The sequence below is a fragment of the Aeromonas sp. FDAARGOS 1408 genome (assembly GCF_019048665.1).
GTDB classification, from domain to species: Bacteria; Pseudomonadota; Gammaproteobacteria; order Enterobacterales; family Aeromonadaceae; genus Aeromonas; species Aeromonas dhakensis.
The window spans coordinates 1,924,951-1,937,759 of record NZ_CP077394.1 but is presented as its reverse complement, the minus strand read 5'-3'; the positions used below and the strand labels follow the sequence as shown (position 1 = coordinate 1,937,759).

The 12,809-nt window shown below is 64.7% G+C and carries 12 protein-coding genes and 5 tRNA genes; 4 read left to right on the top strand and 13 right to left on the bottom strand.

Features of this window, described 5'->3' with window-relative positions:
• The first annotated feature begins 35 nt into the window (after positions 1 to 35).
• Together I6L38_RS09080 and I6L38_RS09075 are read left to right on the top strand one after the other, a co-directional pair.
• Complete coding sequence (locus I6L38_RS09080; RefSeq protein ID WP_162519809.1) at positions 36 to 1,031, top strand: lauroyl-Kdo(2)-lipid IV(A) myristoyltransferase; 996 nt, start codon at positions 36 to 38, stop codon at positions 1,029 to 1,031.
• Between the two features lie 110 nt (positions 1,032 to 1,141).
• Positions 1,142 to 2,002 carry a PA4780 family RIO1-like protein kinase gene (locus I6L38_RS09075; protein WP_017782756.1) on the top strand — a complete coding sequence of 287 codons (861 nt, stop codon included), beginning with the start codon at positions 1,142 to 1,144 and terminating at the stop codon, positions 2,000 to 2,002.
• 51 nt (positions 2,003 to 2,053) lie between these two features.
• Here the strand turns inward: I6L38_RS09075 and I6L38_RS09070 are convergent, their stop codons facing one another.
• From I6L38_RS09070 to I6L38_RS09060, 3 genes are all read right to left on the bottom strand, one after another.
• Complete coding sequence (locus tag I6L38_RS09070; protein WP_216989440.1) at positions 2,054 to 2,596, bottom strand: GNAT family N-acetyltransferase; 543 nt, start codon at positions 2,594 to 2,596, stop codon at positions 2,054 to 2,056.
• Positions 2,593 to 3,831 carry a GGDEF domain-containing protein gene (locus tag I6L38_RS09065; protein WP_216989439.1) on the bottom strand — a complete coding sequence of 413 codons (1,239 nt, stop codon included), beginning with the start codon at positions 3,829 to 3,831 and terminating at the stop codon, positions 2,593 to 2,595. Before I6L38_RS09065 ends, I6L38_RS09070 begins: the two co-directional genes overlap by 4 nt.
• 203 nt (positions 3,832 to 4,034) lie before the next feature.
• On the bottom strand, positions 4,035 to 4,529 hold the full coding sequence (locus tag I6L38_RS09060; RefSeq protein WP_174704197.1) for a prolyl-tRNA synthetase associated domain-containing protein: 495 nt from the start codon (positions 4,527 to 4,529) through the stop codon (positions 4,035 to 4,037).
• Positions 4,530 to 4,724: 195 nt separating this feature from the next.
• Here I6L38_RS09060 and I6L38_RS09055 point away from each other — a divergent pair, with 195 nt between their 5' ends.
• Positions 4,725 to 7,163, top strand: coding sequence for a DNA polymerase II (locus I6L38_RS09055; protein ID WP_216989580.1), 2,439 nt, complete (start codon positions 4,725 to 4,727; stop codon positions 7,161 to 7,163).
• Between the two features lie 136 nt (positions 7,164 to 7,299).
• Here I6L38_RS09055 and I6L38_RS09050 read toward each other — a convergent pair.
• The 7 genes from I6L38_RS09050 to I6L38_RS09020 form a co-directional block, all read right to left on the bottom strand.
• Positions 7,300 to 7,376, bottom strand: a tRNA-Val gene (locus tag I6L38_RS09050).
• A gap of 37 nt (positions 7,377 to 7,413) precedes the next feature.
• Positions 7,414 to 7,490, bottom strand: a tRNA-Val gene (locus I6L38_RS09045).
• A gap of 37 nt (positions 7,491 to 7,527) precedes the next feature.
• A tRNA-Val gene (locus I6L38_RS09040) sits at positions 7,528 to 7,604 on the bottom strand.
• A gap of 16 nt (positions 7,605 to 7,620) precedes the next feature.
• Positions 7,621 to 7,697 (bottom strand) — tRNA-Val (locus I6L38_RS09035).
• 12 nt (positions 7,698 to 7,709) lie between these two features.
• A tRNA-Val gene (locus I6L38_RS09030) sits at positions 7,710 to 7,786 on the bottom strand.
• A gap of 161 nt (positions 7,787 to 7,947) precedes the next feature.
• Positions 7,948 to 9,327, bottom strand: coding sequence for an MATE family efflux transporter (locus I6L38_RS09025; protein WP_017764378.1), 1,380 nt, complete (start codon positions 9,325 to 9,327; stop codon positions 7,948 to 7,950).
• Between the two features lie 146 nt (positions 9,328 to 9,473).
• Positions 9,474 to 9,680, bottom strand: a complete 207-nt coding sequence (locus I6L38_RS09020; protein WP_005301307.1) for a YaeP family protein — start codon at positions 9,678 to 9,680, stop codon at positions 9,474 to 9,476.
• Between the two features lie 130 nt (positions 9,681 to 9,810).
• On the opposite strand from I6L38_RS09020, the gene I6L38_RS09015 reads away from it, so the two are divergent.
• Entirely contained in the window at positions 9,811 to 10,422 is a 612-nt protein-coding gene (locus I6L38_RS09015; RefSeq protein ID WP_201883565.1) for a riboflavin synthase subunit alpha, read from the top strand.
• Positions 10,423 to 10,507: 85 nt separating this feature from the next.
• On the opposite strand, the gene I6L38_RS09010 is transcribed toward I6L38_RS09015, so the two are convergent.
• The 3 genes from I6L38_RS09010 to purT form a co-directional block, all read right to left on the bottom strand.
• Complete coding sequence (locus tag I6L38_RS09010) at positions 10,508 to 10,711, bottom strand: CPXCG motif-containing cysteine-rich protein (protein WP_005301298.1); 204 nt, start codon at positions 10,709 to 10,711, stop codon at positions 10,508 to 10,510.
• A 132-nt stretch (positions 10,712 to 10,843) separates the two neighbouring features.
• A complete protein-coding gene (gene hxpB / locus I6L38_RS09005; protein ID WP_216989438.1) occupies positions 10,844 to 11,503 on the bottom strand; it encodes a hexitol phosphatase HxpB in 660 nt (219 codons plus the stop codon).
• Positions 11,504 to 11,630: 127 nt separating this feature from the next.
• Positions 11,631 to 12,809: a formate-dependent phosphoribosylglycinamide formyltransferase gene (gene purT / locus I6L38_RS09000; RefSeq protein ID WP_216989437.1), complete on the bottom strand. Its 1,179-nt coding sequence runs from the start codon at positions 12,807 to 12,809 to the stop codon at positions 11,631 to 11,633.

Below are 12,809 nucleotides of genomic sequence, written 5' to 3'. Positions count from 1 at the left end.
GATAATTAAAATAACCGTTTATTTTCTATGACTTGATGGCGGCCATGTCCTCACACGATCCGGTTTTCGACACCTCATTTCATCCCCGTCTGCTCCATCCGCGCTGGTGGGGCAGCTGGCTGGCGCTCGGCCTGCTCTGCCTGCTGGGGCTGCTGCCTCATGGTCTGCGTGACCGGCTGGCCGACCGGCTGGCTCCCCCCCTGCTGCGTCTGTCCAGGAAGCAGGCCTATATCGCCGACACCAACCTCAAGATCTGCTTTCCCGAGTTGGATGAGGCGGGCCGTCAGGCCCTGTTGCTCAAATCGATCCGGGTGGGGCTCAAGACCTTCATGGGCTTTGCCGAGCTGACCCTGCGCAGCGCCGATCACCTGGCCGGCCGCATCAAGGTGCGCGGCTGGGAACACATCGAGGCAGAGCAGACCGCCGGCCGGCCGGTGATCCTGGTGGTGCCTCACACCTGGGCGGTGGACATGATAGGCCGCTACTTCGCCATCCGGGGCATGTCCATGTGCACCATGATGAAGAGCGCCAAGGATCAGGTCTTCGACTGGTACATCAACCGCGAGCGGGCCAAGGGGGGCAAGGTGTATGAGCGCAGTGCCGGCATCAAGCCGGCCATCAAGGCGATCCGCGGCGGCGCCAGCTTCTTCTACCTGCCGGATCAGGATCACGGCCGCGAGGCCAGCATCTTCGTGCCCTTCTTCGGCCATCCCAAGGCGACCCTGCCGGCCCTGCCCAAGCTGGTCAAGCTGACCGGCGCCAAGGCGGTGCCCATCCTCGCCTGCTATGACGAGGAGGAGGGGTGCTACCGGCTGGAGATCGAGGCCCCCTTCGATCCCTATCCCGGCACCGATCTGGAGGCCGACGTTCGCGCCATGAACGACATGGTGGAGCAGCAGCTGCGCCAGCACCCGGAGCAGTACATGTGGTTCCTCAAGATCTTCGAAACCATGGAGCATCCCCAGGGGCACGAGGGCTTCTACGAAGAGGGCATTAAGCGGATCCGCGGCGACCTGCCCCCCGAAAACTGACGCAATGGAAGGACCGGCGCCCGGGCGCCGGTGGCACGGCACAATCTGGAATAGGCAAGCGCACCGGAAGAGGCTATCTTCGGGGGCGCACACAGGGTGAAAGGGCGGGCATGAAAACTCCAAATCGAATCCAACCTCTGGTTGACGACGGCCTGGTTGACGAGGTGATCAGCCGGCTGATGAGCGGCAAAGAGGCCGATGTTTACGTGGTGCGCTGCGGCGACGAGATCCGCTGCGCCAAGGTGTACAAGGAGGCCGCCAAGCGCAGCTTCAAGCAGGCGGTGGTCTATCAGGAAGGGCGCCGGGTGCGCAGCAGCCGCGATGCCCGCGCCATGGAGAAGGGCTCCAAGTACGGCCGCAAGCAGCACGAAGAGGTGTGGCAGAACACCGAGGTGGATGCCCTGTTCAAGCTGGCCGCCGCCGGCGTGCGGGTGCCGCGGCCCTATGTCTGCCTCGACGGCGTGCTCTTGATGGAGCTGGTGACCGATGCCGATGGCAACGTGGCGCCCCGCCTCAACGACGTGGCCCTCAGCCGCGAACAGGCGCTGGCCGACCACGCCAGGGTGATCCGCTACGTGGTGCGCATGCTCTGCGCCGGCCTCATTCACGGCGACCTGTCGGAGTTCAACGTGCTGGTGGATGAAGAGGGGCCTGTCATCATCGACCTGCCCCAGGTGGTGGATGCCGCCGCCAACAACCAGGCGAAGGCCATGCTGGAGCGGGACGTCGACAACATGCGCAACTACTACGGCATGTATGCCCCCGAGCTGCTCAAGACCCGTTACGCCAGGGAGATGTGGGCCCTCTATGAAGATGGCAAGCTCACTCCCGACAGCGAACTGACCGGGTTGTTCGAAGAGAGCAACGAGCGGGTGGATCTTGACGCCGTACTGCACGAAATCGAGAGCGCCGAGGAGGAGGCCCTGGCCCGCCAGGCACGGCTGAAGGCGGAGCAGGAGGAGGGCTACTGACGCCCAGGCTCCTGCAACCAAGAGACGACTGAGCGCCTGCGGGCGCTCTTTTTATGGCTGCGAGTCAGCGGCGCCTTGCTGGCGGGCGGGGTGGGGCTGGATCCGGTAAAAGTTCACCCAGCAGCGATCGCCGGCATGGTAGCGGCGATCCAGCCATTGCCCGCCGACGGCGGCAATGACCTTGAGGGAGGCGGGATTTTCCTCGTCACAGCTGATGAGCACGGGGCCGCTCAGGACATGGCGTTGCAGCCAGCCGAGCAGGGTGCGGGCCACCCCTTCACCGCGGCGGGAGGGGCGGGTCTCGTATCCGATGTGGCCGAGCCACTGGCGGGTCGCCGGGGTGTCGCCGTGGCGCAGGCGCAAGGTGGCCAGGATCTCTTCCCCCTCGAGGGCAAAGTAGGTGGTGGTGGGCGGGTAGTCCGGCGGCAGGCGCTCGCCAGCGGCATGGGCGAGCAGATCCTGCAGCCACTGATCCGGGTCGAATTGCGCCACCTGATAGAGGGGCAGGCCGGCGGCGCCACACTCGGCCACATAGCGGCGATAGGCGGGGCCATCGGCAGGCTGCGCGGCCCGGCACTCGATGACGGCTGTCACGGGTGCAGCTCTGCCGCTTGCAGCAGGCGTGGCTCGCTGTGGTGGGCCTCGCGGATGCAGGCGCGCATGCGCCCGCTCTGCTTGGCGGCATAGAGCGCCTGATCCGCCCGCAGATAGGCCTGCTCGAAGCTCTCTCCCGTCTGCAGCGAGGTCAGCCCCATGCTGAGGCCGATGGGGCCGCCCGCCAGCGGGCGGGTGGCTTCGGTGACCCCCTGTTGCAGGGCGTGGCAGTAGCCAGGCAGCGTCTGCGGCGTTTCCATCACCAGCAGCGCCAGCTCGTCGCCACCGAGGCGCCCGGCCAGTGCCGCCGGCGGCAGGCTCTCCCGGATCACCCGGCCCACCGCCCGCAGCATGGCATCGCCGGCGGGGTGGCCGTGGCGGTCGTTGATCTGCTTGAAGTTGTCCAGGTCGATCAGCAGCAGCTGCCAGGGGCGGGCGCTGCGGCAGGCCCGCGCCGCCAGCTGCTGCTCGAAATGGTGGCGGCTGTCCAGCCCGGTCAGGGCATCCTGGTTGGCGCGCCGCTCCAGCTCGCGCTGGGTGGCAAGCATGGCCTGCTGCTGGCGGGTGTGCACCAGGCTCAGCAGGATGAAGCTGCGGGCAATGGTAAAGAGCAGGCTGAGCAGGATCACCGGGCCGAGCAGGGGGTCGGTCAGGCTGGAGGCGGCCGACTCCGGCCACCACTGATGCTTGGCCATCCTGAGCAGCTGCAGGGCCAGTTGCAGGGCGAGCAGCAGGATGGCGAAGCGCAGCACCCGGTAGGCGGGGGCCAGCCGCTGGTAGCGCCAGAGCTGCCACAGCAGCAGGCCAATCTGCAGCGAGAGCACGCCGGAGAGGGTGATGATCCGGTTGTGCACATCGGCCAGCGGTTGCTGCGAGGCCACCAGGGCAAACAGCAGGAAGCCGGCCAGGGCGAGGAGCGGGCAGAGCCAGCCGAAGCGGTCGGCCTCGCGCCGGAAAAAGTGGCGCAAGCCCCGCTCATAGAGCAGCGGGGTGGCGATGATCAGCAGGTTGGTGAGCAGGATATTGGCAAGGGACGTCTCCCCCGTGAGGGGGCGCAGCAGCAGGCAGCCAAAGGCGGCGGCGATGGCCAGCTCGCTGGCCGACCAGTAGAGCAGGGCGCGCAGCGGTCGCTGGGTATGCCACAGGTAGGCAAAAATGGCCGCGACCCCGACGTGGGACAGGCTGACAAACAGCACCAGGCTCAGCAACTGGGCCGAGGAAAACAGACTCTGCATCAAGGGTGTGGGCTCTTCCTGCCGGTAACGGCGCTGTGGTCTCAGGGCCGGGTGACTGGGGCGGATCACAGCATGAATTGTGCCGCTGAGCAATGGCTTGGATGGTCTGGGCAGGATAGTGCCAACACCACCAGTTGCCGGCGGCTGACACGATTAATCAGGGACGGGGAGTGACGAAGGGTCATCCCCCGCTCACGTCGACCTCAGTCGACCACCACCGGCAGCCGCATGACGGTGGCTTCCCGGCCGAGGTGGGCCAGCAGACGGCGCACGTCGTCGAGGCGAATAAGCAAGGTGGCGGTATTGACCAGCGGGTGGCACTGCACCCGCTCGGCCTGCCAGATAGTCTCATCCACCACCAGCTCCACCGCGCTTTCTCTGTCGCGTACCATGGCGAGCAGGGTGACCGAGCCCGGGGTGAGGCCAAGCACCGCCTCCAGTCGCTCGGGCGAGCCGAAGCTCAGCCGCTTGACCCCGAGGCGGGCGGCCAGCGCCTTGAGATCGATCCGGCTCTGCTCAGGGGTCACCACCAGAAACAGCCGTTCGCTCTTGGGGTCGCGCAGGAAGAGGTTCTTGGTCTTGGCGGCGGGCAGGTTGGGCAACAGCCGGCTGGCCTCCTCGCAGGTGAAGACGGGGGCGTGATCGATGCGCTGATAGGGAATGGCCAGCTGATCCAGCAGAGAATAAAGCGCCACCATGACCTCCTGATGTTGGCTGACGAGCGGGGTGAGTCGATGGGCGAACACCACTGCCACCGGCAGCGCGTGTCCGTCTGGCCGAGCATACCAGTTTGCGCCGCCCCTGGCAGCCTGCGTGGTAATGGCAGCCTGGCGTGCCAATTGCAGTAAAGCACTGTATGAACGTACAATAGTCCCACACCTATGTTGATCCCGATGACTGGCATGACCGACCACCCCCCCATCCCTCCCGTTATCCCGCCGCGCGACGGCTTCATCCTGACCCGTCACGGGCGGGATTTGCGCGGCCGCGGTGAGCAGCCGGAGCGCACCGAGATCGTGATGTGGCTCTGGAGCGAACAGGGGCCGGTGCGGGTGGTGGTGCCGGGGCAGGAGCCGGTCTTCTTCCTGCCGCAGAGCCATATGGCGGAGGCGGCGGAGCTGTTCAAGGGGGCCGGGGTGAGCGGGCGGTTTCGCCGCCTGCCCATGCACACCTTCGACGGCCGTGCCGTGGTGGGCTGCTATTTTGCCACCCTGAGCGCCTTTCACCGCGCCATCGAGCTGCTGCTCATCCGCGGGCTGGAGCACTTCGAGGCGGATATCCGGCTGCCTGAGCGCTTCCTGATGGAGCGCTTCATCACCGCCGGCGTGCGCTTCGAGGGGCGGGCGCGCAAGAAGGGGGGCAAGCAGGGCTACTGGGAGGTGAACGAGGCGCGCTGCGCGCCCCAGGCGGTGACGCCGACCCTCTCCTGGGTGTCGCTGGACGTGGAGTGCGCCATGGACGGGGCGCTTTTCTCGGTGGGGCTCTACAGCCCCGAGGATGCGCGGGTCATCATGATCGGCGTGCCGGAGGCCGATGCCGACAGCTGGGGGACCCAGGTCGAGTGGGTGGCGGACGAGAGCGCCCTGCTGAGTGCGCTGGAGCGCTGGTTTGTGCGGCACGACCCCGATCTGGTGATCGGCTGGAACGTGGTGAACTTCGACTTTCGCCTGCTGCTGCGCCGCGCCGAGCTCAACAAGCGGCGGCTGCGACTCGGCCGTGGCCACGAGCTCTGCTTCTGGCGCTCATCGCGCAACGACCCCCAGAGCGGCAGCGTCATCATCCCGGGGCGCATGGTGCTGGATGGCATCGACACCCTCAAAAGCGCCACCTGGCAGTTCCCCAGCTACAGCCTGGATGCGGTGGCGAGCGAGCTGCTCGGCCGCGGCAAGGACATCGAGGACGTGGCCAACCGGGGGGAGAAGATCACCGAGCTGTTCCACTCCGACAAGGAGGCGCTGGCCCGCTACAACCTGGAGGATTGCAAGCTGGTGTGGGAGATCTTCGACTACTGCCACCTCATCCCCTTTGCCATCGAGCGCGCCTCCCTCACCGGCCTGGAGCTCGACCGGGTAGGGGGCTCGGTGGCGGCATTTACCAATCTTTATCTGCCGCGACTGCACCGCGGCGGCTATGTGGCGCCCAACCTGCCCGCCGATGGGGGGCTCGCGAGCCCTGGCGGCTATGTGATGGACTCCAAACCTGGGCTCTATCGCCACGTGCTGGTGCTCGATTTCAAGAGCCTCTATCCCAGCATCATCCGCACCTTCTGCATCGATCCCATGGGGCTCATCGAGGGGCTGCAGCATCCCGACCACGCCATTCCGGGTTTTCGCGGTGCCCTGTTCTCCCGCGAGCGCCACTTCCTGCCGGATCTCATCGCCACCCTGTGGGCGGCGCGGGATAGGGCCAAGGCGGCCAGCAACAAGGCGCTCTCCCAGGCCATCAAGATCATCATGAACTCCTTCTACGGGGTGCTGGGCTCGGGGGGCTGCCGCTTCTACGACCCGCGGCTTGCCTCCTCCATCACCCTGCGTGGCCACGGCATCATGCAACAGACCCGGGAGTGGATCGAAGGGGAGGGTTTCGAGGTGATCTATGGCGACACCGACTCCACCTTCGTCCACCTGGGGCGCGAGACCAGCCCCGCCCAGGCGGACGAGATTGGCCGGCGCCTGGCCCGCATGATCAACGACAACTGGACTGTGCTGATCAAGCGGGAGTTCGATTTGCCGAGCTATCTGGAGATCCAGTACGAGACCCACTATCGCCGCTTCCTGATGCCCACCATCCGCGGGCTGGAGAAGGGGAGCAAGAAGCGTTATGCGGGCTTGGTGGCAGGCCATCAGGCAGGTGAAGAGGAGCAGCTGGTGTTCAAGGGGCTCGAGTCTGTGCGCACCGACTGGACGCCCCTTGCCAAGGCGTTCCAGACCCGCCTCTACGAGATGGTGTTTCACGACCAGGATCCCAGCGGCTATGTGCGCACCATGGTGGACGAGACCCGTGCCGGCCTTCACGACGAGCTGCTGGTCTATCGCAAGCGGCTGCGCCAGAAGCTCGAGGAGTACCAGAAGAACGTGCCACCCCATGTGCGGGCTGCGCGCCTGGCGGACGGGGAGAACCTGCGCCGCGGTCTGCCCCAGCGCTACCAGCACAGGGGCACCATCGCCTATCTGGTGACCCTGAATGGCCCAGAGCCGCTGGAATACCGGCGCAGCGCCATCGACTACGAGCACTACATCGACAAGCAGCTCAAACCCATCGCCGATGCCATCCTCCCCTTTATCGGTGAGTCGTTCGAGCGGATCTGCGGCCAGCAGCTCGATCTCTTCTGACTGGGCAAGGGAATGCTGCGGCCATGTCCCGACAATGGCCGCAGCGGGTCAAGAGGAGGCAGATGAGAGGGGAGAGAAGGGACAGTCAGAGAAGAGAAATGCAAAAAGCCCGCTCGAGGAGCGGGCTTTTCAAATCTGGTGCGTCCTAGTGGATTCGAACCACCGACCCCCACCATGTCAAGGTGATGCTCTAACCAGCTGAGCTAAGGACGCAGGGTGCGCAAGGCGACTTTGTGTGATTGCAGGGAAGTGGTGGGTTTAATTGGATTCGAACCAACGACCCCTACCATGTCAAGGTAGTGCTCTAACCAACTGAGCTATAAACCCACATCAAATTCATATCTGCAATTTATTCAAACTGTTATGGTGCGTCCTAGTGGATTCGAACCACCGACCCCCACCATGTCAAGGTGATGCTCTAACCAGCTGAGCTAAGGACGCATAACAGTGTTCCGGATGGTGCGTCCTAGTGGATTCGAACCACCGACCCCCACCATGTCAAGGTGGTGCTCTAACCAGCTGAGCTAAGGACGCATCGCGGAAAAGTGGTGGGTTTAATTGGATTCGAACCAACGACCCCTACCATGTCAAGGTAGTGCTCTAACCAACTGAGCTATAAACCCACTTCATAAACCGGATTGAAAACCCGTTTTATCCCGCCAGCACTGCTGGCGTGGTCGGCATACTACCCATGCCCCCCAAGGCTGTCAACAGGCCGCACGCACAAAGGAGACTGTTTGCCCAGTTCTTGCGCAGCCTGTTGATTTTGCAGGCGAGTTTCCCCTTATTGCGCCTTGGAGAGGGCGCTGCACGCCTCCGGGCTGGCAAAGCGGCCATAGATGTAGCGCAGCCGGGTACCCAGCATCAGGGCGGCGGAGGTGAGGCCGACGATGAAGCCGACCCAGAACCCCTGGGGTCCCATCTGCGGTACCACCCAGTCGGTCAGGCCCAGGATCATGCCGGTGGGCAGCCCCAGTCCCCAGTAGGCGACGATGGTGACGTAGAAGATCGCCTTGGTGTCCTTGTAACCGCGCAGGGCCGCGGCTGCCACCACCTGTACCGAGTCGGAGATCTGGTAGATGGCGGCGAAGAAGAGCAGGGTGGCCGCGAGGGTGATCACCTGCAGGTCTTCGGTGTAGATGGTGGCGATCTGCTCGCGCAGCAGCACGGTGAGGGCGGCAGTGGCGGCGGCCACCGTCATGCCCAGCATCAGGCCGGTGCGGGCGGCGACCCGGGCGTGATCAGGCAGCCCTTCGCCGATGCTGTGACCGACCCGGATGGTGACGCCCACCCCGATGGAGAGCGGCAGCATGAACACCAGGCTGGAGAAGTTGAGCGCTATCTGGTGGCTCGCCACCGTTTCCGCGCCGAACGGGGCCAGCATCAGGGCCACCACGGTAAACAGGGTCACCTCGCAGAAGATGGCCATGGCGATGGGGAAACCCAACCGGAACAGGCGCCAGATCCGGCTGCCATTGGGGCGCGCGAGCTGGGCGAACAGGTTGATCTCCTTGAAGTGGCGGGAGAGCTTCACATAGACGATCATCGCCAGCAGCATGGCCCACAGCACGATGGCGGTGGCCACGCCGCAGCCGACCCCGCCCAGTTTCGGCATGCCGAACAGGCCGTGGATGAAGATGGTGTTGGCCGGGATGTTGACCGCCAGCCCCACGAAGCCGATCACCATGGTCGGCATGGTGTGGGAGAGCCCCTCACTGAAGTTGCGCAGCACCTGGAACAGCACGAAGGCGGGCAGCCCCCACAGGATGGCGTGCAGGTAGCCGGTGGTCTTGGCGGCCATCACGGGATCCACCTCCATGAACTGCAGCGCCAGCGGGCTGAAATAGAGCGCCACCATGGCGATGGGGGTGACCATCAGCGCCAGCCAGAAGCCCTGGTGCACCGCCGGGCGCACCTCGTCCCGTTTGCGGGCGCCGTTGAGCTGGGAGACGATGGGGGTGAGTGCCATGATGATGCCCTGCACCAGCAGGATCACCGGCAGCCAGAAGCTGGAGGCCACCGACACGGCGGCCAGATCGACGGCGCTGACCTGTCCCGCCATCACGGTATCGACAAAGTTCATGGCGATCTGGGCCACCTGGGCGACCAGAATGGGGCTGGCTAGACGAACGAGTTGCCTCGCCTCGGACCAATAACGTTGCACTGACACCTCCGAGTGGATCAGATAAAGCGTAAAAAGAGCGGGTATCGGGAAGAGCCTTTGCACTCCGGAAGCGGGAGTGCAAAGTGCGGGGGGGTCATTCTAGCCTGAAATTCATCCGGGACGAAACGATTGGTGCAAGCCCGGGATCAGGCGTCTTCGTGATCGCTGATCAGCAGGTTGGCGGCGGCGTAGGCGGCCTGCTCGCGCAGATCCGCCGGCACCCGCTCGTCCGATGCCACGGCGTTGAGCGCCCTGATGGTGGCGGCGATGGCCTGCGGCACATAGCCCTGCTCGCCGGAGCCAATCTGGTTGTAGGCGATGCGAATGGCCTCACAGCATTGATATACCTGCATTTTTGTTTCCTTGTCAGCATGGGTTTGAATGCCGTCACTATAGCGATCGGCCGCCTGCTTGTCAGCGGTTGCGCTTGTCTGGGGTGCGCGGCGAGGTTACCCTGCCTTTTTTCGTAGCAGGAGACGAGACATGTTCACCGGCATAGTGCAGGGGACCGCCGAACTGGTGGCCATCGAAGAGCTGCCCAACTTTCGTACCCACGTGATCCGCATGCCGAGCCCGGCCTGGGGCGAGGGGCTGGCGCTGGGCGCCTCCGTGGCCCACAACGGCTGCTGCCTGACCGTTACCCGGGTCGAAGGGGAGCTGGTCAGCTTCGATCTGATGCAGGAGACCCTGCGCCTCACCAACCTCGGCCAGCTGCAGCTGGGGGACAAGGTCAACGTGGAGCGGGCGGCCCGCTTTGGCGACGAGATTGGCGGCCATGCCATGTCCGGCCACATCATGGGCACCGCGCAGGTGATCTCGGTCATCGACACCCCCAACAACCGGCAGGTGTGGTATCGCCTGGCCCCAACGCTGATGAAATACGTGCTGACCAAGGGCTACATCGGCATCGACGGCATCAGCCTCACCGTGGGCGAGGTGCGCGGCTGCGAATTTTGCGTCAACCTGATCCCCGAGACCCTGGCCCGCACCAACCTCGGCTGGGTCAAGGCAGGCTGGCAGACCAACATCGAGATTGACCCCCAGACCCAGGCCATCGTCGACACGGTGGAGCGGGTGCTGGCGGCCCGCCAATAAGGCGCAGGGGCGGCCGCTTAGGCGAAAAGGAAAACGGGGCCCAGTGGGCCCCGCTTTGTTTTGTGCTATCCCCTGTCAGGGCGACTCAGAACATCTGTTCGTCGTCAGCATCCACGAAGAGTTGCAGGCAGTCGCGCGCCTCATCCCGGTGCAGTCGCAGGTGGATGGGGTTGCAGCAGGCCATGCAATCCTCATAAAACTCCTGATCCCCCTGGCTGGCATCCAGCTCGACCCGGGTATGATGGCCACAGTGGGGGCAGACGATGCGCTTGCTGGTGTACTCGATCATGATGACCTCCTCGGGCCCGTGGGCCGCCTCTCTCCCCAGATTCTAGCTGGATCGCACCTGCCTGACCGCGAGCAAGCGCACGATTATGACCGGGATCAAGGGAGGCAGGAGGTCAGTCCGCCAGAGCGTGGTTTATTTGACCCAGCTGGCCAGCATCTCGCTATTAAGCTCGGCCAGCGAGCGCAGCTGATGGTCGGCGATGGCCAGACGGGGATCGCCCACCAGCGCGGGGTCGGGTACGATCAGCGCTTTCATGGAGGCCGCCTTGGCCGCCAGCAGACCGGTGAAGCTGTCTTCGATGGCCAGGCAATGCACCGGCTCCACTCCCAGCTTCTCGGCGGCGTGGATATAGACATCCGGGTGCGGCTTGCCAAAGCGCTCCACCTCGGCGGAGTGAACCGCCAGGAAGCGATCGCGAATGCCGAGCTTGCCGAGCACGGCCTCCACCATGGCAAAGGGGGAGGAGGTGGCCAGACCGATTTTAAGGCCTTGCGCCTCGATGAGGTCGAGTGCCTCCAGCACGCCAGCCTTGGCCTGACCTTCGGAGAGGATCAGGGCGTTGACTCGATCCAGGATGCGCTGCACCACCTCTTCCTGGCTGGGGCCGCTCCAGGGGCGCAACCGATACCAGTGGGCGACCAGCTGATCGATGCGCACGCCAATGGTCGACTCACAATCTTCCACCGTGTGGGGATGGCCCAGCTCGGAGAAGACAGCCATCTGGGCCCGTTGCCAAAAGGGTTCCGAGTCGATCAGAACACCATCCATATCGAAGATCACGGCAGTTAACATCTTGTACTCCTGACATAGGTGAAGGGGGGATTATAAACAAGGTGCCTCAATGCAAAAGGGGCATTGCCATGCCCCTTGCGCTGGATCATGCTGGCAAACGTTTGATTTCGTGTGCCAAAAAGTGGGCTTAGAACAGCACCTTGACTCCGGCCGCGACTGCTTTGGCTTTTTCTACCGCCTCGTCGCACTGCTTGGCTCGCGTCAGTGCCACGCCGAGCCGGCGGCGACCGGCGATCTCCGGCTTGCCAAACAGACGCAGCTGGGCACCCGGTACCAGCGCCAGCGCCTCGCCAATCCCCTGATAGCGGATGTCCTGGCTGTGACCTTCGCGCAGCACCACGGCGGAGGCGCTCGGCCCGTACTGGGTGATGGTGCCGATGGGCAGCCCCAGAATGGCGCGCACGTGCAGGGCGAACTCGGAGAGATCCTGGGAGATGAGGGTCACCATGCCGGTGTCGTGGGGGCGCGGCGAGACCTCGCTGAACCACACTTCGTCACCCTTGATGAAGAGCTCGACCCCGAACAGGCCGTAGCCGCCCAGCGCCTCGACCACCTTGGCCGCTACCTCCTTGGAGCGGCCAAGAGCCAGTTCGCTCATGGCTTGCGGCTGCCAGGATTCGCGGTAGTCGCCATCTTCCTGGCGATGGCCGATGGGCTGGCAGAAGTGGATGCCGTCCACCGCGCGTACCGTGAGCAGGGTGATTTCGTACTCGAAGGGGACGAAGCCCTCGACGATCACCTTGCCACGACCGGCGCGACCGCCCTCCTGGGCATAGGTCCAGCTCTCGTCGAGTTTGGCGAGATCGCGCAGCACGCTCTGCCCCTTGCCGGACGAGCTCATCACCGGCTTCACCACGCAGGGCAGGCCGATGGTCTCGACGGCGGCGACGAACTCCTCCTTGCTCTGGGCAAAGCGGTAGGGGGAGGTGGGCAAGCCCAGCGTTTCGGCGGCGAGGCGGCGGATCCCCTCCCGGTTCATGGTGAGCTGGGTGGCGCGGGCGTTCGGCACCACCTTGACCCCTTCCTGCTCCAGGGCGGCCAGGGTATCGGTGGCGATGGCTTCAAGCTCGGGGATGATCAGATCCGGTTTGACCTCGTTGACCAGGGCGCGCAGGGCGGCGCCGTCCAGCATGTCCAGCACATGGGCTCTGTGCGCCACCTGCATGGCGGGGGCATCGGCATAGCGGTCGGCGGCGATCACCTCGATGCCGAAGCGTTGCAGCTCGATGGCGACCTCCTTGCCAAGTTCGCCGGAGCCCAGCAGCAGGGCGCGGGTGGCGCCGGGGCGGGTAGCGGTTCCAAACAT

Bases quoted from the DNA above. Each gene is read 5' to 3' on its own strand.
- I6L38_RS09055 (WP_216989580.1), top strand. From the start codon at position 4,725: ATGACTGGCATGACCGACCACCCCCCCATCCCTCCCGTTATCCCGCCG.
- I6L38_RS09060 (WP_174704197.1), bottom strand. From the start codon at position 4,529: ATGGTGGCGCTTTATTCTCTGCTGGATCAGCTGGCCATTCCCTATCAG.
- I6L38_RS09075 (WP_017782756.1), top strand. From the start codon at position 1,142: ATGAAAACTCCAAATCGAATCCAACCTCTGGTTGACGACGGCCTGGTT.
- I6L38_RS09080 (WP_162519809.1), top strand. From the start codon at position 36: ATGGCGGCCATGTCCTCACACGATCCGGTTTTCGACACCTCATTTCAT.
- hxpB (WP_216989438.1), bottom strand. From the start codon at position 11,503: ATGTTAACTGCCGTGATCTTCGATATGGATGGTGTTCTGATCGACTCG.
- I6L38_RS09010 (WP_005301298.1), bottom strand. From the start codon at position 10,711: ATGATCGAGTACACCAGCAAGCGCATCGTCTGCCCCCACTGTGGCCAT.
- I6L38_RS09020 (WP_005301307.1), bottom strand. From the start codon at position 9,680: ATGCAGGTATATCAATGCTGTGAGGCCATTCGCATCGCCTACAACCAG.
- purT (WP_216989437.1), bottom strand. From the start codon at position 12,809: ATGTTTGGAACCGCTACCCGCCCCGGCGCCACCCGCGCCCTGCTGCTG.
- I6L38_RS09015 (WP_201883565.1), top strand. From the start codon at position 9,811: ATGTTCACCGGCATAGTGCAGGGGACCGCCGAACTGGTGGCCATCGAA.
- I6L38_RS09065 (WP_216989439.1), bottom strand. From the start codon at position 3,831: ATGCAGAGTCTGTTTTCCTCGGCCCAGTTGCTGAGCCTGGTGCTGTTT.